This is a genomic window from Pseudomonas fluorescens, from assembly GCF_001648775.1.
GTDB classification, from domain to species: domain Bacteria; phylum Pseudomonadota; class Gammaproteobacteria; order Pseudomonadales; family Pseudomonadaceae; genus Aquipseudomonas; species Aquipseudomonas fluorescens_M.
In genome coordinates this window covers 12,037-30,553 of sequence record NZ_LVEJ01000015.1, presented here as the reverse complement: position 1 = coordinate 30,553, position 18,517 = coordinate 12,037, and the positions used below count along the sequence as shown (strand labels likewise).

Below are 18,517 nucleotides of genomic sequence, written 5' to 3'. Positions count from 1 at the left end.
TGAGCGAGTACGTCAACATGCTTGACCTTAAAAACCCATCCAGTCAGCAGCAAGCGATGGAAGCGTTTTTCTTCGGCTATCAGGCGTTCACCGCCAAGGCGGATGAAATGCTCGAGCGCCGCGGGCTGTCGCGGGTGCATCAGCGCATTGTGTTTTTCATCGCGCGTTATCCGAATTTGAGCGTGAAGGAATTGCTGGGGTTGCTCGGGGTGAGCAAGCAGGCGTTGAACATGCCATTGCGACAGTTGCAGGAAATGCATCTGGTCGACAGCGTGGCGTCGGAGGCTGACAAGCGTAAACGGCTGCTGGAACTGACGGCGGACGGTGCGAAGTTTGAACAGGCACTGCGGCGTGAGCAGGTGAAATTGCTGGAGCGGGTGTTTGCCGAGGCTGGGGAAGCGGCGGTGAATGGGTGGTTGGCGGTGAATAAGGCGTTGGGGAACAACCAGACAGTTCTTGATTGAATGGCGACCTCTTCGCGAGCAGGCTCGCTCCCACAGGGGTATGCGTCCCCCTGCTCGCGAAGGGGGCCTTCGGAGGCGATATATCCCTATCGACGGAACTTTCGTAAACAAAACCAAAAACAATATTTGCTTTATTTGTACACAAAAGCATAATCCACAGCGTGCGAGTTCCTGACCGCATGGTCAACAAATTCGCGTTCGCCTCAAAGGGCCGCTGCCACCCCTCATGGGTCCGGCCCTGGAAATAACAATAAAACTCTTGAGGAGTACTCGCTGTGGAAAGCCGCAAATCCGAAGCATCGACGCTGGAACTCTCGCCGCCATTACGCAGTGGCTTGCTGGAACGTCTGTTCAAACTCAGCTTGCATGGCACCACGGTGAAGACCGAGCTGATTGCCGGTCTGACAACCTTTATCACCATGGCTTACATCATCTTCGTCAACCCGAACATCATGGCCGATGCCGGGATTGACCACGGTGCAGCCTTCGTCGCCACCTGTATCGCCGCCGCACTGGGCTGCCTGTTGATGGGCCTGTACGCCAACTGGCCGGTCGGCCTGGCGCCGGGCATGGGCCTCAACGCATTCTTTACCTACACCGTGGTCGGCACCATGGGCTACAACTGGGAAACCGCCCTCGGTGCGGTATTTGTCTCCGGTGTGTTGTTCATGATTCTGACCTTCTCGCGCATTCGTGAGTGGCTGCTGAACAGCATTCCGGTCAGCCTGCGCTTTGCGATGGGTGCCGGTGTCGGTCTGTTCCTCGGCCTGATCGGGCTGAAAACCGCGGGTATCGTCGTCGATAGCCCGGCGACCCTGATCAAACTCGGCTCCCTGCGCGAACCGGGCCCGCTGCTCGCGGCCATCTGCTTCCTGATGATTGCGATCCTCAGCTACCACAAGGTCTTCGGCGCGATCCTCATCAGCATCATCACCGTGACCCTCGCCGGTTGGGGCCTCGGTATCGTGCATTACGAAGGGATCATGTCGACCCCGCCAAGTCTGGCGCCAACCTTCATGGCCATGAACGTTGCCGGCGTGTTCAACGTCAGCATGATCAGCGTGGTGCTGGCGTTCCTCTTCGTGCACATGTTCGACACCGCCGGCACCTTGATGGGGGTCGCCCAGCGCGCCAATCTGGTCAACGCTGACGGCCGCATCGAAAACCTCTCCCGTGCCATGAAAGCCGACAGTGCGTCCAGCGTTTTCGGCGCCGTGGTCGGTGTTCCGCCGGTCACCAGCTACGTGGAAAGTGCTGCCGGCGTCGCCGCTGGTGGTCGGACTGGTCTTACCGCGGTCACCGTAGGTGTGCTATTTATAGCGGCGATGTTCTTCGCCCCGCTGGCCGGCATGATTCCCGCTTACGCCACCGCCGGTGCACTGATCTACGTGGCGATGCTGATGATGGGCGGTATGGCCCACATCGAATGGGACGAAGCCACGGATGCGATCCCGGCGATCGTTACCGCGATCATGATGCCGCTGACCTTCTCGGTCGCCGACGGCATCGCGCTGGGCTTCATTACCTACGTCGCGCTGAAGGCCGGCACCGGTAAATACAAAGAGATTTCCGTCAGCCTGTGGGTGCTCTGCGCGATCTTCATCGCCAAGTTCATCTTCCTGTAAGCGTCACGCGGTTCAAGCGTCAAAACAGCCTCACCCTTACCGGTGGGGCTTTTGCACATTCTTGAGTACAACAAAAAAAGGAGGAAAGTGATGAGTCTGGAAACCTGGCTGCTGTTCAGCGGCGCTGCACTGGTGGTGATCCTCATTCCGGGGCCACTGTCATTGCTGATGATCAGCAACAGTCTGAACTACGGCCTGCGCCGTTCTTACCCGGCCTTTCTCGGCGGCGTCAGCGCCTCGATCTGCCTGCTCAGCGCCTCGGCCCTGGGCCTCGGTGCATTGCTGCTGGCGTCGGAAAAACTTTTCAGCGCGCTGAAGATCGTCGGCGCCCTGTACCTGTTCTATCTCGCCTGGCAGAGCTGGCAGCAATCGCGGCAGCCCTCGGTCGGCGCCGAAGTGCCGCAAGCAGCGCCGGTACCACGCTTCCGTACGCTGTTCGGCCGCGCCTTTGTGCTGGGCGCGAGCAACCCGAAGGACATCCTGTTCTTCGCCGCCTTCCTGCCGCAGTTTCTCAGCGCCGAACAACCGTTCCTGCCGCAGTTGCTGGTGATGATCGCGACCTGGACGGTGCTCGATCTGCTCTGCAAGCTGGCCTATGGACTGGGTGCCCACGGTGCCGCGCGCTATCTGCGCAGTGGCAAAGGCCAGAGCTGGTTCAACCGGATCAGTGCCGGTTTGTTTGGTGGTGCCGGCGCAGCCTCGTTGCTCAGCAGCCATTGAGACACTGGCGGGCTGATTCCTGCTGAATCAGCCCGCCCTGTTTCCCGCCACGTTGAGGATCAGCGGCCGCAGGCGCAGTAACGTCTTGCATCGTTTGCCTTCGACTCAAGGCATATGTACCGCACGCGGCCACTGCCTTTTTCCGAACATCACTCCCTTGAAGCCCGAATCGGGTAACTGCGCTGTGGCACCTCTGCCCTCGTCGTTGCGACCTGATCACCGGGTGCATTTCAGATCACTGAATCTGCAATTCATCGGAGCAACCCCATGGCAAAACCACCCCGCAAATTCACTGACTCGCCTTCCCCCGAAGGACCGACCTCGCCCACCAGACCCTCGCAAGATCCTCTGAGCGACTCCCGCGTCGACCTTGGGCACCCCGCTTCGCCGGGCACAGGCGCAGATCCGATTTCGACCTCGTCTACAGCGAACATAGTGCCGGGGCTATCCGAGCCGCGCACCCGCGCCATCGTCAGTCCCTTGCCGGACTCACAACCTCAATCGCCCCCACCGATCCAGGCAGCCGACAGCCCACTATCGGGCACCTCGCAACATCCGGTTTTCATTGATAGCGAATCGGCCAACCTACTGAAAAAAACTCCCGCGACAACCGAAGGCATTCGCTACGACAAGCACAAAAAGGCCTATGTCGAAATGGACGGTGGACTGGTCATGGTGCGCCACGACTCTGCCGGTTACCGACAGACCCATGCCCAGGAATCGATCCCGTCCGGCGAACGCGTTGAGCAGATTCCCGGCAGCCCACTCTGGCGTCAGGTCGCCGCCGTCGCCACCCCCATGAAACGTCAGGCGTCTGACATCCCGCCTGAAGGCATCGCACACTCGAGCAAGCAAGCGCGTCTGGCAGACGAGGCCGAGGCCGAGGTCGCTGCCGATGCGAGCGCACTGGCGCAGAACCTGTTTTCACAGGAGCCTGGGCCGCTGGACTTGTCCGCCGGTCAGTGGAAAAACTGGGGAAAAACCACCCCGCCAGCGTCAGGCGCGTCGATCGAAATAGACGGCAAACACTATGCGATCGTGGCGCAACACCTGCGCCCCGACACCGCTCTGGTCTATCTGCAGCACCCGGGGTTTGCGCCCGGCGATTTCGATGCCTTCGATCAGATGTTGCGCAATCAACCTTTACGACAGCCGAAGTGGGCGTTGAAACGCGATGGTCAATGGCGGGTGGTGGACAATCATCCGCCGTTTACCATGGCCCCGAGCCAATACGTTGCCAGCGCATTCAGCTATCTATCACCGCCAACAGCCAGTGCCATTGCCAGGTCGGTGTTCAATCAAGTCAGGCGACCTGAGGGGCTCGACGCGCATGGGCTGTCGCTGATGGCGCTGATATTTCGCAACTGGCTGGACCGGGTCAACGACGAGATCCCGAGGCGCACCCTCGCTGACCCGTTGTTGCTGTTACCCAAACTGCCGACACAGCCCGACAACCTGGTGCCCGGAGGGATACTCACCCTGCCGCCACGCGCTACGGAACTGCTGCAACGCGTCGACTTTGAGCCGCAACACTTTCCCGTCGAATGGGCGGTCTACGCCGCAGCGCCAACGGGTGCCAGCCTGAGAAATTTGTTTACCGGCGTGCTGCAACACGAAGGCTATACCGTCAGCCCGACGACACGCCCGCACCAAGAAGGCGCCCTGATTTTTTACCGGGCAGGCGTTGCCGCGATTTTCGTCTTGAAACTGCCACGCATCAGCACAGACAGCGTTCCTCGTCCCACCCTGCCCGGCTCCGAACTCAGCCGCACGGACTTTCAAAACAGGCTCAGTGCGTCGAACAAACAAAGACTCAGCACGGCGCTGACGGAGTACGAAATCATCTATCTGGTCGGCGGCGTCCAACGCTCTCCCACGCAAACCCCGACACTGTTCCTGGTGAGAGAAGGTTGAACATTCAGCGCAAGGTTTTTGCCAAGGCTTGCTGCCGATCCCGACAGTGCGTCGCCCATTCCTTTCCACACCGAGAACGTCTCAATGGCCAAACCACCGAAGCCTGTGTCTGGCATTTCGCCGTTGCCTGACACGCCGCCCATCCACAGAAACACCTCGACTGACGAGCCTGACGGCCATCGATTGCTGGTCGACCACCCGGTCCCGAACCCTGCTGGCGGGAGTCAGACAGCCACCGACGCCTCGCAGCATGCGCCGGCCGCCGTGCCGCGCGTGCCATCCGTGCAGGTCAGTGAAATACCCCAGGCCGGCGCTCTGACGGCGGATCAGTTGCTGAACTCGATCACCTGGCCGGCCGACCGTTTGCACCTGTTGAATGCGCTCGACGCCGCCAGTGGTCTGTTCCGCAGCCCGGCAGGCAAGTTGTTTGCCCATGTCGAAAACGAAGGTCATATCCTCGTCGAGCGCCAGCACGATGGCCGCTACCAGATCCCTTTCAATCTCGGCCCGCAACTGCCCGGTCCGTTCCTGAGCAAATCGGAGCGCCAGCCCACCTGGAGAGTCGACCGCCCGCAGTGGCTGACGCAAAGCCCCGAGCCCGACTCACGACGAACCGCCGCTGGCGTTCCCGAACCGGCACAAACGCCGAGCTATCTGGCCCCGGCAGACGCCGCCCGGCTCTCTGCGGCCGAGGACACGGCGGACGGCATCCGCTATGACAAACACCGCAAGACTTACGTCGATACGGCAGAAGGAACGGTCATGGTGCGAAAGACTGCTACCGGGGAATACCAGCAAGCGTTCGCAACGCTGATGGATGCACCCGACGTGTATTTCGAGCGGATCGCGGATACCCGACTGTGGCGCCGCATAATCGCCGAAACCCTTGCGGTGCCGGAAGATCATCAGCCTCGCCCGCCAAGCGAGATCGAGGCCGCAACACCCGGTCCCGGCAAACGGACACAGGCGGACGACGCCGCGAGCAGCAGCCAAAGCCTCACCGACAGTCTGCTGGCCGCCAACCCTCAAGCGCTCAACCTGTCGTTCGGGCTCTGGCGAAACTGGGGCAAAACGCAGCCGTCGCTATCGGGCCAATACATCGAAATCGACGGACTGCATTACCGGATCGTGCAGCAGGTATTGAATGGCGAATCCCGGCTCGCCTATTTGCAACACCCTGCGTTTTCACCCACGCGATACGACGCCTTCGAATCCATGCTGCGCGACAATCCATCCTTGCAGCCAAAATGGGCGGTCAAAAGAAATGCGCAGTGGATCGTCCTTGATCGGCGCTTTCCTTTTGAAATGCCCATCACTCAATACATTGCTACAACCTTCAGGCATCTGTCGGATCAGGCGGTTCGGGCACTGGCCAGTGCCATGTTCAATCAGGCGAACAAGTCCGAGATCATCAGTGGTCATGGGCTCGCGGTCATCAACCAGACATTCCGTTACTGGCTGGACAGGCAAGGAGTCAGGCCACCGCACGGAGAACTCGCAGACCCGTTGTTGATGTTGCGCAGCCTTGGCAATGACCGCGACGCATCCGTGGCAATTCCCCTTGGGTCTTCATCGGCAGAAGGCCTGCAACGGCTTGATTTTGATCCCGGACGCTTTCCTCATTACTGGAATGAATACGCCGCGGCGCCAACAGTGCCTCTGCTGCGAAGGCTGTTCAGCGACGTGCTCGAGGACGACGGCTACACGATCAGCGCGGCACACCATCCCTTCGAGGAGCACGCCTTGCTGTTTCACCGGCAAACACTAAACGCGGTGTTCATACTCGAATTTCCAGTGATCATCGACGGCCGGCTACAACGGCCGACAGCGCCTTTTTTCGATCAGAGTGGCTCCCTGTCGTCGAACCGTGCTGCTGCGCAACAGCAAACAATCGAAAGTTTCCGTAGGGCAAACCAGCTCATTTACCTGTTGGGCGGCGTCCAGACGGATTCGATGGGGCAAGCAACTCTTTTTATGATCAGAGAGCGCTGATCGCAACTTCCAGACAACAACAAACACTTCGTGACACTTAACTTACTGTCATACAAATTAAAATCCTATTTCGATACAACCGTGCACAATCGCGATCCATTTAAATCAATCAAAACAATCATTTGATTGTTTTGATTCATATCCCTATCAGCAACAACGCTCCGCACGCGGCAAACTATATCGAACAAGGAAGTTTCAATGTCCACGCCCCTACCTGTTGAAAATACTTATGCTCACAATGACACCGTCGAAGTGTCCGACATCGGCCTGCAGGCCAATGAACGCACCGCCGCGACGATCGACTTCGCAGCGAACAATGCCGATGAGCCGGGAAATACGCCAGCCTCGACCGGCCGACGCAAGCCCGGCCAACTGAAGCTGCTCGACGATCTGTTCGGACCGCTGAAAATAGGTTCGCACAGCGTGACACGCCGAGCCCTGGACGCCTTGGGCGCGACCCTCGATGGCCAACCGCTGACCGGACATAACACGCAGTTTCGGACACCCAGCCGATCGTTCGTCAACGCCCTGCAATTCAGTTACGCCGACATCGAGCAGCGCATGAAAGTCTCGGCTTTCGGCGATAACTATTTACTGCCCTCATTGTTGTTCGAGATCGCCAGTCTGCGTCCTGCCACTGCTGCGCCGGTCATCAGGGAAGACATCGGGGCACGTGTCGAGGAAAGTGGCTACGGGCAAAAAATGGCGCGTCTGTTGAACTCGGCCCAGCGTCTTGATCTGCGCCTGGCCTATTCAAGAAAGAGCAGCAGCCCCAGTTGGGTCATCATCAAAAACCACTCGATGATCGGCGCCAGTGTCGGCATTCAAGCCTTTGGCATCTTCATGGGCATTCGCGGCATTTACGATGCCGTGAAAAAGAATGACCAGGATGAAATCATCTTCAACAGCATCGGCATCGGCACAGAAGTCGCCTCGATTATCACCGACGTGGCTGTAACCAAAGTCGGCCAGCGCATGATCGAGGCCGGCAACGGCGCCCTCAAGGATTTCAGCAAAACCCGCGCAGGAATTCGGCTGGGTCGTTCCGGCGGATTCATCGGTGGCGCACTGACATTGCCGTTCGATATCTACAGCGCTGTCAGGGAATTCAATGCCGCCAGCAATAAAACCGGCAAAGAGGCCATGGATCATTTCGTCAGCGCCGGTCTGAACATTGCCAGCGCGACGATGACGGTGATTCTCGGTAGCGCCGCCATGGCCGGTTTCTCCTTCGCCGGCCCGGTCGGCCTCGCGGCGGGTGCGCTGATGGCGATCGGCTCGCAGGTCTACGGCGCCGTGCGCATGGTGGACGACATCGATGACTACATTGAGCTCACCGTTGAAGAGCGGTGGCGCACCGGATGGTTTTCGTTTGTGCCGCTGATGGATATCGACCAGAGCGTCAAGCATCGTTATGAATTGGCGAAAGCCAGACTCGAGACCGCGAAACGCCTGCAAACCACGGCCAGAAAGGTCCTCGACGAGACGCAGAAGGACACCATCGAGGCGGTCGTGCACGGCCGCTATGAAGATCGCCTGAAAAAACGTCGCGAGCGCGTCAAGCACTGGTGGGGCGTCGAAACCCTGCCCATCGTCTTCGTGCCGGAGGTGGTCGGCCTCGACGATACGATTGATGCCCGCGACGGCGTGACAGCTGAGACGCCCGGCGCCGTACTGGGGACGCAGGGGCAAACCAAAGGCATCTTGTGGATGATCGGCGACGGCAAGGACACGGTCACCGGCGTCGCGAAAAAGCCCAATGCCTTTTATTACGCCGAAGGCGTCAAGACGCTCACGGGGGGTGACAAGGATGACAAATTCATCGCGCAGAACGCGGCGGATGACCTCGTAAGGCCTGTCGAAAGCACTGAGTTTTCCCGACTGAAAGGTGGGGCCGGCAGCGATACCTTGATCATGGATGGCAAGCAGTGGCATTCGGCTGGCGGCCGTGGCTATGACATCGATCTGGCGGCGGGCACCTTGCAAATCTACACGCCAAACCCGGACCCGACGGTAACGGATGGCGAGACGTACGATTTCAAGGCCTTGCTCGAAAGCATTGAGAACGTGCAGACGCTCGAAGATGGAAAAAGCATTGTCACCGGTACCGATGCAGCCAACGTGATGACCTCAAGGGGTGCGGACACTATCAATGCTGGCGCCGGCAACGACACGATTTATTTGCTCAAGGACAATGCCAAGGCATTCGGTGAAGCGGGACTGGATTTTTATCACGTGGCATTGGCCGAAGGTTCGGTGCTTATCTCGGAAGATGGCGCGGATGAAAGTTATATCTCGCTGGGTTGGCGAATGGACCAGATCGAGAAATGGGAGGTGGACAGGTGTCGCCTTATCCTCATATTGAAGTTCGACTTCCATTACGGTCGCAGAAGCAACATAACCCTCGACAACATTTACCAAAATGTCGACGGCCAGCGGGTGCTGCACAATGACAAATTGACCATCATTACCCGTGATGGTTACTACTTGAAACCGGACTTGCCGGAAACTATCGAACACGACAATCCCGTTGAGATAAGAGCAGAAATCACCAAAGTGGGACGCCCGGAAAAAACCACCATCGTCCACGAAGCCATATGCAAAGTGCCCACCCGGCAAAACACCCACTATTACGTGCAACGCTTCAACCCGCACACGCAATTCATCACCGGCAACAATCCCGACCCTTATTACGGCACGCGAATTTTTCTTGATTACGACTACGCCGAGATGACCAGTGCGCATGTTGCCTTTGCGACCACCCCCGCTACCGTGATGAACACAGCGGCGGACAAAGACAAGGTCAATGTCTCTTGCGACTTCCTGTTTTACTTTGGCAAGAACCTGCTGCAGATCGCCGGGTTCGGCCAGTACGCAGAAACCACGCTGGAAGCGGCACTCAAGAACGCCGCAGCCAACATGTCTACCCATGGCTACATGCTGGTGTTTCGCGATGGTCAGGCCCACACGCTGATCCTCGAAGAAGAGTACGCCGTGCCTGCGGCGCGCTATAAACACAACGTTACCGCCAACACGCTGACCAGCCACGACTTGCGCTTTCCGCTAAGAACCCTTTTCAACGCGGTTTTCGAGATTCCCGAAACTCAGGCACTGAAGCTCGACCACATTTCTTCTTGCTCGCAGTTGTTGCCTATCGCCGAACAGACGGCGATCGAGAACATTGAAGGTGCGGGCGCGACCTACCTGGTGCATTTGCTCGAGCATCGAGTCTTGCGGATTTCAACGCCGGGCGGTCTGGCGACGGCCAGTACCCGGTTGAACAACTCGTCGACCTGGGAAATCGACGCCACACAACTCAAGGACTTCAAAATCGTCCTGGCGGACAATCAGCTGTACATCGGCACTGCCACTATTCACCTGCCGCAGTACGGGGCCGAGGATCTGATTGACCAGGTTTTTGTCATCGGCCCAAAAGGCGTGGTTCACACCGTGGACCTGTCTTTCGACCGGGTGTATGTCGACAGTCTGGACGCCCGCTACTTCACGCCCCCCACCGAGGCTGATTTGCCCGAGGCATTTGCTGGCGTCGCGCAACGCGAGTTGAACGTGCGCAACATTGCGTTGAGCGATGGCACTCGCGGCAAACTCAAATACAGTTTGGCGAACCGCAAGTGGATTCTGGACAGTAACAAGTCGCGGGAAATCAACTATTCACAGCTGAAAGTGTTCAGCCGCTGCAAGCACCAGACCCCGCACCTGCCGACACTGCAACTGCCCGATTATTGACCGTTAGCCAAACGTCGCCAGCGCAATAAAAAAAGCCCGCAGTGTGGGCGGGCGAAAGACCAAAGAAGCTATATGCGCAGTCGCTTCCCGGTGGGGGCAGCTGCTTGGGGGTCAGCTGCCCCGGTACGTGGAATAGCTGTAGGGCGAAATCAGCAATGGCACATGGTAGTGATCCTGCTCGGCAGAGATGCCGAAGCGCAGCACCACCACGTCCAGAAATGCCGGTTCCGGCAACTGAACGCCACGGGCGCGGTAGTAATCGCCCGCATGGAACTGAACCTGATAAACGCCGGTTCGATAATCATCGCCTTGCAGCAGCGGTGCATCGACCCGGCCATCGCTGTTGGTTACGGCACTGGCGACCAATTCCAGTTGCGAACCTTCAACGCGGTACAGCTCGACCTTGATCGAACTGCCCGGGCAACCGTGTGCAGCGTCCAAAACGTGTGTTGTCAAACGTCCCATTGATTCTGCGCGCCTGCCTGCGTGGAGCAGTCAGACTTCGCGCCTCCCGAAGTCAGTTGAAAAGGAGACCGCACCGATTCGGAGCACGAAAAGTTGCGGCGAGCGACTGATTAAGACACTTTTCAAAAAAATTGTACACAATAAAAACGACATTTTTCAGCTCGCCCCCGCCATTCGGCACTTTCGCCCCGATCTGCCAGGCGAGCGCCTGTGCATTGAACCTCCTATCCATTAGCTGACTGGTCAGGCAGGTTTCTTGCAGGCTCACGCCATTAACAGTAAAAGATGACAGTCGGTGAAAAATGCGAAAATTCAGGCTTACAAATTGCGAATAAAGTTGTATACAATCAGCCCATCGCTGTGACGCCAGCCTGCCAGGCCGCCACACCCATCTGTCAACGAATAAGAAGGAAGACTGCAGTGAGCGCTGACTACCCACGCGACCTGATCGGTTACGGCAGTAACCCTCCTCACCCACACTGGCCGGGCAATGCCCGCATCGCCCTGTCGTTCGTACTCAATTACGAAGAAGGCGGCGAGCGCAATATTTTGCACGGCGACAAAGAATCCGAAGCCTTCCTCTCCGAGATGGTTGCCGCTCAGCCGCTGCAAGGCGCGCGCAACATGAGCATGGAATCGCTTTACGAGTATGGCAGCCGTGCCGGCGTCTGGCGGATCTTGAAACTGTTCAAGGAATTCGACATTCCGCTGACCATCTTCGCCGTCGCCATGGCCGCTCAGCGCCACCCGGATGTGATCCGTGCGATGGTCGATGCCGGCCACGAGATCTGCAGCCACGGCTACCGCTGGATCGACTATCAGTACATGGACGAAGCGCAGGAACGCGAGCACATGCTCGAAGCGATCCGCATCCTCACCGAAATCACCGGCGAGCGCCCACTGGGCTGGTACACCGGCCGCACCGGGCCGAACACCCGTCGTCTGGTCATGGAAGAAGGTGGTTTCCTCTACGACTGCGACACCTACGACGACGACCTGCCCTACTGGGAACCGAACAACCCGACCGGCAAGCCGCATCTGGTGATCCCGTACACCCTCGACACCAACGACATGCGCTTCACCCAAGTGCAGGGTTTCAACAAGGGTGACGACTTCTTCGAATACCTCAAAGACGCGTTCGACGTGCTCTATGCCGAAGGCGCTGAAGCACCGAAGATGCTCTCGATCGGTCTGCACTGCCGCCTGATCGGCCGTCCGGGTCGCATCGCTTCGCTCAAGCGCTTTATCGAATACGCCAAAAGTCATGAACAGGTGTGGTTCAGCCGTCGCGTCGACATCGCGCGTCACTGGCACGAAACCCAGCCGTACCAAGGGGCCGCCCAATGAGCCGCTTTCAAACCCTGCAACCGTCGAGCCTGAGCCGCGACGCTTTCGTCAAAGCCTTCGCCGACATCTACGAACATTCGCCATGGGTGGCCGAGAAGGCCTATGACCTGGGCGCGGACGCTTCGATCGACGAGATCGAAACCCTGCACCAGCGCATGAGCGACATCCTGTTGAGCGCCGATCACGCCAGTCAACTGGCACTGATCAACGCTCACCCGGACCTGGCCGGCAAAGCCGCCGTCCAGGGCCAACTGACCGAAGCCAGCACCAATGAACAGGCTGGCGCCGGTATTCACCAATGCACGGCAGAAGAGTTCCAGCGCTTCACCGAGCTGAACGACGCCTACAAAGCCAAGTTCAAGTTTCCCTTCATCATGGCGGTAAAAGGCAGCAACCGGCATCAGATCCTCGCGGCGTTCGAAACGCGCATTCACAACTCGCAAGACACCGAGTTCAAATGCGCGCTGGCGGAGATCAACAAGATTGCCCTGTTCCGTTTACTGACCCTATAGCGAGCCTGACCCGAGTACATCAAACGCGGAGAGTACCCAGGGTCTTGCAAGCATCCCCAGCCACTTATTTAAAGGCAGACAAGAAGAATGAAAGCTTACGCCGTACCTTTCGAGAAGTTCGTCAACCTGGCCGATGCCCGTCTGGGCACCAAAATCATCTCGGTCACCGATGACTGGTTCGCAGACGCCAATCGTCTGTTCCAACCGACCCCGGCCGTATGGAAAGAGGGCGTGTTCGATGACAACGGCAAGTGGATGGACGGCTGGGAATCGCGCCGCAAGCGCTTCGAAGGCTTCGACAGCGCTGTGATCCGTCTGGGCGTACCGGGTTCGATCAAAGGCGTGGACATCGACACTTCATTCTTCACCGGCAACTTCCCGCCATCGGCCTCTCTGGAAGCGTGCTTCCTGGCCTCCGGCGAGCCTGATGAAAACACTCAGTGGACAGAAGTGCTGTCGGCCGTCGAGCTGCAGGGCAACAGCCACCACTACCACGAAATCAGCAACGACAAGGCGTTCAGCCACCTGCGCTTCAACATCTACCCGGACGGCGGTGTTGCCCGTCTGCGCGTGTACGGTGTGCCGCATCGCGACTGGTCGGCGGTTGGCGATAACGAGCAAGTCGATCTGGCAGCAGCCCTCAATGGTGGCCGCGCCCTCGCCTGCTCCGACGAACACTTCGGCCGCATGAGCAACATCCTCAACCCGGGCCGTGGCATCAACATGGGCGACGGCTGGGAAACTGCACGTCGTCGCACCCCGGGCAATGACTGGGTGATCGTCGCGCTGGGTCACCCGGGCGAGATCGAGAAGATCGTCGTCGACACCCTGCACTTCAAAGGCAACTACCCGGACACCTGCTCGATCCAGGGCGCGTTCGTGAAAGGCGGTACTGACAGCCAGATCGAAACCCAATCGCTGTTCTGGCGCGAACTGCTGCCAAGCCAGAAACTGGAAATGCACGCCGAACACACCTTCGTCGAGCAGATCAAGGCACTGGGCCCGATTACTCACATCCGCCTGAACGTGTTCCCGGACGGTGGTGTAAGCCGCCTGCGCGTTTTGGGCAAGGTCGCTAAATAAGGTTGAACCCATTCGCGAGCAAGTCGAATCGTCGCACCGTCGCTCCCACATTTGGAATGCAATCCTCTGTGGGAGCGAGCCTGCTCGCGAAGGCGTCAGAACAGTCAACACAGAATTCGGATAAGAAGAACAGCATGCGCACACTAACGATTGAACCGCTGAGCAAAGAAGCCTTCGCCCCTTTCGGTGACGTGATCGAAACCGAAGGCAGCGATCACTTCATGATCAACAACGGTTCGACCATGCGCTTCCACAAACTGGCGACGGTCGAAACCGCTCAGCCTGAGGACAACGCGATCATCAGCATCTTCCGCGCCGACGCGCAGGACATGCCGCTGACCGTTTGCATGCTGGAACGCCATCCGCTGGGCAGCCAGGCTTTCATACCGCTGCTCGGCAACCCCTTTCTGATCGTGGTCGCGCCCGTTGGCGATGAACCTGTATCAGGCTTGGTCCGCGCCTTCGTCACCAACGGCAGGCAGGGCATTAATTACCATCGCGGCGTTTGGCACCATCCGGTGCTGACGATCGAAAAGCGGGATGACTTCCTGGTGGTTGATCGCAGTGGCACAGGCAATAACTGCGATGAGCATTTTTTCAAAGAGGATGAGCGTTTGATCCTCGCCCCCCACCAATAAGAGAAGGTCTGATCACTCGACAACAAGAGTGACAGGCGAGAGGTAAAGACTGTGGAAGCACATCTGTTGGAATGGCTGAACCTGAGCATCCGCTGGGTTCATATGATTACTGGCGTGGCCTGGATCGGCGCGTCGTTCTACTTCGTCTGGCTGGAGAACAACCTCAACCGCGTCAACCCGAAAACCGGTCTTGCCGGTGACCTGTGGGCGATCCACGGTGGCGGTATCTATCACCTGGAAAAATACAAACTGGCCCCGCCGGCGATGCCGGAGAACCTGCACTGGTTCAAGTGGGAAGCCTACTTCACCTGGATGTCGGGGATCGCGCTGCTGTGCGTGGTGTTCTACTCCAACCCAACGCTCTACCTGCTGGCCCCGGGCAGCACACTGAGCGGCCCGGAAGGCGTGGCCATCGGTATCGGCTCGCTGTTCCTCGGCTGGTTCATCTACTCCTTCCTGTGCGACTCGGCCCTGGGCAAACGCCCTGCTCTGCTCGGCTTCATCCTGTTCGTGCTGATCATCGGCGCGGCGTATGGCTTCAGCAAAGTGTTCAGCGGTCGTGGCGCGTACCTGCACGTCGGCGCGATCATCGGCACCATCATGGTCGGTAACGTGTTCCGCATCATCATGCCGGCGCAACGTGCACTGGTGGCGGCGATTGCCGAGAACCGCACGCCGGATCCGGCGCTGCCGGCCAAAGGCTTGCTGCGTTCGCGTCACAACAACTACTTCACCCTGCCGGTGCTGTTCATCATGATCAGCAACCACTTCCCGAGCACCTATGGCAGCCAGTACAACTGGTTGATCCTGGCCGGGATTGCAGTGTTGGCGGTGTTGGTGCGTCACTACTTCAACACCCGTCATGACAGCCACAAGTTTGCCTGGACTCTGCCGGTGGCAGCGGTGGGCATGATCACCCTGGCGTACGTTACCGGTCCTGCACCGATGTCGACCGCGCCGGAAGTGGCTAAAGCTCCTGCAAAAATCGAGTACCAACCCCTGCCGGAAACGGCACTGGGCGGTGGCGCGAAACCGGCTGAAGCGGCGGCTCCTGCCGCACCCGCTGAAGCGCCTGCCGCAGCACCGGCGCAAGCCTCCAATGCAGGTCCGGCCTTTGACAAAGTGCACAGCGTGATTCAAGAACGCTGCGCGGTTTGCCACTCGGCCAAACCGACCAGCCCGTTGTTCAGCGCAGCTCCGGCCGGTGTGATGTTCGACACCCCCGAGCAGATCCGCCAGAACGCGGCGCGCATCCAGGCGCAAGCCATCACCTCGCAGATCATGCCACTGGGCAACATCACACAGATGACCCAGCAGGAACGTGACCTGATCGGTGCATGGATCGCCCAGGGAGCGCAGACCAACTAAGCAACAAAGCTTCGCGAGCAGGCTCGCTCCCACAGAGATCGCGCATTTCCTGTGGGAGCGAGCTTGCTCGCGAATGGCCGCAACGCGGTCGACCTGATGCAAAGAAACAGCTGTGAGCAACCCGGCAGCTGTTAATCACAAGAATAAAAAGATCCGAGGTGTTGCATGTCCGAGCTGTCCAAAGCGCGCATCCCCGACGCACCCGCCATTCAGCGATTGCCCCTTTTGCAACTGATCCTGGTCGGTTTGCAACATGTTCTGCTGATGTACGGTGGTGCCATCGCGGTGCCGCTGATCATTGGACAGGCCGCTGGCCTGAGTCGTGAAGAAATTGCCTTCCTGATCAACGCCGACCTGCTGGTCGCCGGTGTCGCCACCATCGTGCAATCCTTAGGGATCGGCCCGATGGGCATCCGCATGCCGGTGATGATGGGCGCCAGTTTCGCGGCTGTCGGCAGCATGGTCGCCATGGCCGGCATGCCCGGTATCGGCCTGCAAGGCATCTTTGGTGCAACGATCGCCGCCGGTTTCTTCGGCATGATCATCGCGCCGTTCATGTCCAAGGTCGTACGCTTCTTCCCGCCGCTGGTGACCGGCACGGTCATCACCTCGATCGGTTTGTCGCTGTTCCCCGTGGCCGTGAATTGGGCCGGTGGCGGTGCTGGCGCCGCGCAATTCGGCTCACCGATTTATCTGGCCATCGCCGCTTTGGTGTTGGGCACCATTCTGTTGATCCACCGCTTCATGCGCGGTTTCTGGGTCAATATTTCCGTGTTGATCGGCATGTGCTTCGGCTATCTGTTGTGCGGCGCGATCGGCATGGTTGACCTGAGCGGCATGGCTAACGCGCCATGGATTCAGTTCGTTACCCCACTGCACTTCGGCATGCCGAAATTCGAACTCGCGCCGATCCTGTCGATGTGTCTGGTGGTGGTGATCATCTTCGTCGAATCCACCGGGATGTTTTTGGCGCTGGGCAAAATCACCGGCCAGGAAGTCTGCCCACGCATGCTGCGTCGCGGCTTGCTGTGTGATGCCGGCGCCTCGTTTGTCGCTGGGTTCTTCAACACCTTCACTCACTCCTCGTTCGCCCAGAATATCGGTCTGGTGCAGATGACCGGCGTGCGCTGCCGCTCAGTAACCATCGTTGCCGGTGGCCTGCTGATCGTCCTCAGCCTGCTGCCGAAAGCCGCGTTCCTGGTGGCGTCCATTCCACCGGCGGTACTCGGCGGCGCGGCAATTGCGATGTTCGGCATGGTCGCCGCGACCGGGATCAAGATTCTCCAGGAAGCCGACATCGGTGACCGTCGCAACCAGTTGCTGGTCGCGGTGAGCATCGGCATGGGCCTGATCCCGGTGGTGCGTCCGGAGTTCTTCGCGCACCTGCCACTGTGGATGAGCCCGATTACCCACAGCGGTATCGCCATGGCAACGCTCAGCGCGCTGACGCTGAACCTGTTGTTCAACATTCTCGGCGGCAAAGAGCGCGCAGCGATCAACGATTGCCACGCGCATTAACAGCATTACCGATTATCCCTGTAGGAGCGAGCTTGCTCGCGAAGAGGCCATGTCAGTCAACATCACTGTTGAATGACACACCGCTTTCGCGAGCAAGCTCGCTCCCACAGGGACTGTGCAACACCCTGCCTCAACAATAAAAACAAGAGGGAGCAACAGATGATTCGCACGCAAACCAACGTTCTGTTGAGTGGCGGCCTGCTGGCCGCGAGTCAAGCCATGGCTGGCGATCTCCTGCTGTGGCAAACCAACAGCCTCAGTTATCTGTACGGCAAGAATTTCGCGATCAACCCGTCGATCCAGCAGACGCTGACCTTCGAGCACGCGGACAAGTGGAAGTACGGCGACAACTTTCTGTTCGTCGACAAGATCTTCTACAACGGCAAAGAAGACGCGAACAAAGGCCCCCACGCCTTCTACGGCGAATTCACCCCGCGCTTCTCTTTCGGCAAGATCTTCGACCAGAAACTCGAGTTCGGCCCGATCAAAGACGTCTTGCTGGCGATGACTTACGAGTACGGCGAAGGCGACAGCGAGGCCTACCTGATCGGCCCCGGTTTCGACCTCAAGGTGCCCGGCTTCAACTACGTCACCCTCAATATTTTCCGCCGCCAGACCGAAGGCCCGCGCCCCGGCGACGGCGTCTGGCAGATCACTCCAGGCTGGTCGTACAGCTTTCCTCTGGGCAATTCCGATGTGCTGATCGACGGCTACCTCGACTGGGTGGTCGACAACGATGAGAACTCGCGCGGCACCTACCACGCCAATCTGCACATCAACCCGCAGATCAAATATGACCTCGGCAAAGCCCTCGGCTGGAGTCAGAAGCAACTGTATGTCGGCACCGAATACAGTTATTGGAAAAATAAATACGGCGTCGAAAACACCCACAACTTCGACACCAATCAGAACACCGCCAGCCTGCTGGTGAAGGTGCATTTTTAAGATGGCCCGCAACCGTGCCCCATGCCTGTCGTCGGTGCTCTGTTGCGGGGCACTTGAGAGCTGGCCGAGGAGTCAGTATTCTCCGCGGCCTCACGAATTCGGTCTAAAAAAAAGCCCGGATTTAATTCCTGACCGACGGGCCAACTTATCCCGGCCCCGGTCAGTACCGAGGCATCCCG

Annotated in this window: 15 protein-coding genes; 13 read left to right on the top strand and 2 right to left on the bottom strand. The window is 58.7% G+C overall.

The features are described from left to right. Nucleotides 1–17: 17 nt before the first annotated feature. From A8O26_RS14400 to A8O26_RS14375, 6 genes are all read left to right on the top strand, one after another. Nucleotides 18–464 (top strand): MarR family winged helix-turn-helix transcriptional regulator, encoded by a 447-nt coding sequence (locus A8O26_RS14400; RefSeq protein WP_064118633.1) that lies wholly within the window; start codon nucleotides 18–20, stop codon nucleotides 462–464. Between the two features lie 275 nt (nucleotides 465–739). Further along, complete coding sequence (locus tag A8O26_RS14395; protein ID WP_064118632.1) at nucleotides 740–2,089, top strand: NCS2 family permease; 1,350 nt, start codon at nucleotides 740–742, stop codon at nucleotides 2,087–2,089. Between the two features lie 90 nt (nucleotides 2,090–2,179). Next, entirely contained in the window at nucleotides 2,180–2,809 is a 630-nt protein-coding gene (locus A8O26_RS14390) for a LysE family translocator (RefSeq protein ID WP_064118631.1), read from the top strand. A 267-nt stretch (nucleotides 2,810–3,076) separates the two neighbouring features. Continuing rightward, nucleotides 3,077–4,723: a hypothetical protein gene (locus A8O26_RS14385; protein WP_064118630.1), complete on the top strand. Its 1,647-nt coding sequence runs from the start codon at nucleotides 3,077–3,079 to the stop codon at nucleotides 4,721–4,723. 84 nt (nucleotides 4,724–4,807) lie between these two features. Further along, nucleotides 4,808–6,715, top strand: a complete 1,908-nt coding sequence (locus A8O26_RS14380; protein WP_064118629.1) for a hypothetical protein — start codon at nucleotides 4,808–4,810, stop codon at nucleotides 6,713–6,715. A 198-nt stretch (nucleotides 6,716–6,913) separates the two neighbouring features. Next, the gene (locus A8O26_RS14375; RefSeq protein ID WP_064118628.1) at nucleotides 6,914–10,462 is read left to right on the top strand and encodes a calcium-binding protein; all 3,549 of its coding nucleotides are present in this window, start codon (nucleotides 6,914–6,916) and stop codon (nucleotides 10,460–10,462) included. A 111-nt stretch (nucleotides 10,463–10,573) separates the two neighbouring features. On the opposite strand, the gene uraH is transcribed toward A8O26_RS14375, so the two are convergent. Further along, nucleotides 10,574–10,927, bottom strand: a complete 354-nt coding sequence (gene uraH / locus A8O26_RS14370) for a hydroxyisourate hydrolase (protein ID WP_008080901.1) — start codon at nucleotides 10,925–10,927, stop codon at nucleotides 10,574–10,576. Between the two features lie 52 nt (nucleotides 10,928–10,979). Further along, nucleotides 10,980–11,195: a hypothetical protein gene (locus tag A8O26_RS14365; RefSeq protein ID WP_155740662.1), complete on the bottom strand. Its 216-nt coding sequence runs from the start codon at nucleotides 11,193–11,195 to the stop codon at nucleotides 10,980–10,982. 152 nt (nucleotides 11,196–11,347) lie between these two features. Here A8O26_RS14365 and puuE point away from each other — a divergent pair, with 152 nt between their 5' ends. From puuE to A8O26_RS14330, 7 genes are all read left to right on the top strand, one after another. After that, nucleotides 11,348–12,274 (top strand): allantoinase PuuE, encoded by a 927-nt coding sequence (gene puuE, locus A8O26_RS14360; RefSeq protein ID WP_038366990.1) that lies wholly within the window; start codon nucleotides 11,348–11,350, stop codon nucleotides 12,272–12,274. Further along, nucleotides 12,271–12,786, top strand: a complete 516-nt coding sequence (gene uraD, locus A8O26_RS14355) for a 2-oxo-4-hydroxy-4-carboxy-5-ureidoimidazoline decarboxylase (RefSeq protein WP_016982874.1) — start codon at nucleotides 12,271–12,273, stop codon at nucleotides 12,784–12,786. Before puuE ends, uraD begins: the two co-directional genes overlap by 4 nt. Nucleotides 12,787–12,873: 87 nt before the next feature. Further along, on the top strand, nucleotides 12,874–13,869 hold the full coding sequence (alc, locus tag A8O26_RS14350; protein WP_064118626.1) for an allantoicase: 996 nt from the start codon (nucleotides 12,874–12,876) through the stop codon (nucleotides 13,867–13,869). A 134-nt stretch (nucleotides 13,870–14,003) separates the two neighbouring features. After that, complete coding sequence (locus A8O26_RS14345) at nucleotides 14,004–14,507, top strand: ureidoglycolate lyase (protein WP_064118625.1); 504 nt, start codon at nucleotides 14,004–14,006, stop codon at nucleotides 14,505–14,507. Between the two features lie 51 nt (nucleotides 14,508–14,558). After that, the gene (locus tag A8O26_RS14340) at nucleotides 14,559–15,875 is read left to right on the top strand and encodes a urate hydroxylase PuuD (protein WP_064118624.1); all 1,317 of its coding nucleotides are present in this window, start codon (nucleotides 14,559–14,561) and stop codon (nucleotides 15,873–15,875) included. A gap of 165 nt (nucleotides 15,876–16,040) precedes the next feature. Then, a complete protein-coding gene (locus A8O26_RS14335) occupies nucleotides 16,041–17,393 on the top strand; it encodes a nucleobase:cation symporter-2 family protein (RefSeq protein ID WP_064118623.1) in 1,353 nt (450 codons plus the stop codon). Between the two features lie 159 nt (nucleotides 17,394–17,552). Continuing rightward, nucleotides 17,553–18,338, top strand: a complete 786-nt coding sequence (locus A8O26_RS14330; protein WP_064118622.1) for an outer membrane protein OmpK — start codon at nucleotides 17,553–17,555, stop codon at nucleotides 18,336–18,338. Nucleotides 18,339–18,517 lie beyond the last annotated feature (179 nt).

Coding starts and splice junctions, on each gene's coding strand:
- A8O26_RS14400 (WP_064118633.1), top strand. CDS start 18: ATGCTTGACCTTAAAAACCCATCCAGTCAGCAGCAAGCGATGGAAGCG.
- A8O26_RS14330 (WP_064118622.1), top strand. CDS start 17,553: ATGATTCGCACGCAAACCAACGTTCTGTTGAGTGGCGGCCTGCTGGCC.
- A8O26_RS14375 (WP_064118628.1), top strand. CDS start 6,914: ATGTCCACGCCCCTACCTGTTGAAAATACTTATGCTCACAATGACACC.
- A8O26_RS14385 (WP_064118630.1), top strand. CDS start 3,077: ATGGCAAAACCACCCCGCAAATTCACTGACTCGCCTTCCCCCGAAGGA.
- alc (WP_064118626.1), top strand. CDS start 12,874: ATGAAAGCTTACGCCGTACCTTTCGAGAAGTTCGTCAACCTGGCCGAT.
- A8O26_RS14390 (WP_064118631.1), top strand. CDS start 2,180: ATGAGTCTGGAAACCTGGCTGCTGTTCAGCGGCGCTGCACTGGTGGTG.
- A8O26_RS14345 (WP_064118625.1), top strand. CDS start 14,004: ATGCGCACACTAACGATTGAACCGCTGAGCAAAGAAGCCTTCGCCCCT.
- A8O26_RS14335 (WP_064118623.1), top strand. CDS start 16,041: ATGTCCGAGCTGTCCAAAGCGCGCATCCCCGACGCACCCGCCATTCAG.
- A8O26_RS14380 (WP_064118629.1), top strand. CDS start 4,808: ATGGCCAAACCACCGAAGCCTGTGTCTGGCATTTCGCCGTTGCCTGAC.
- uraH (WP_008080901.1), bottom strand. CDS start 10,927: ATGGGACGTTTGACAACACACGTTTTGGACGCTGCACACGGTTGCCCG.
- uraD (WP_016982874.1), top strand. CDS start 12,271: ATGAGCCGCTTTCAAACCCTGCAACCGTCGAGCCTGAGCCGCGACGCT.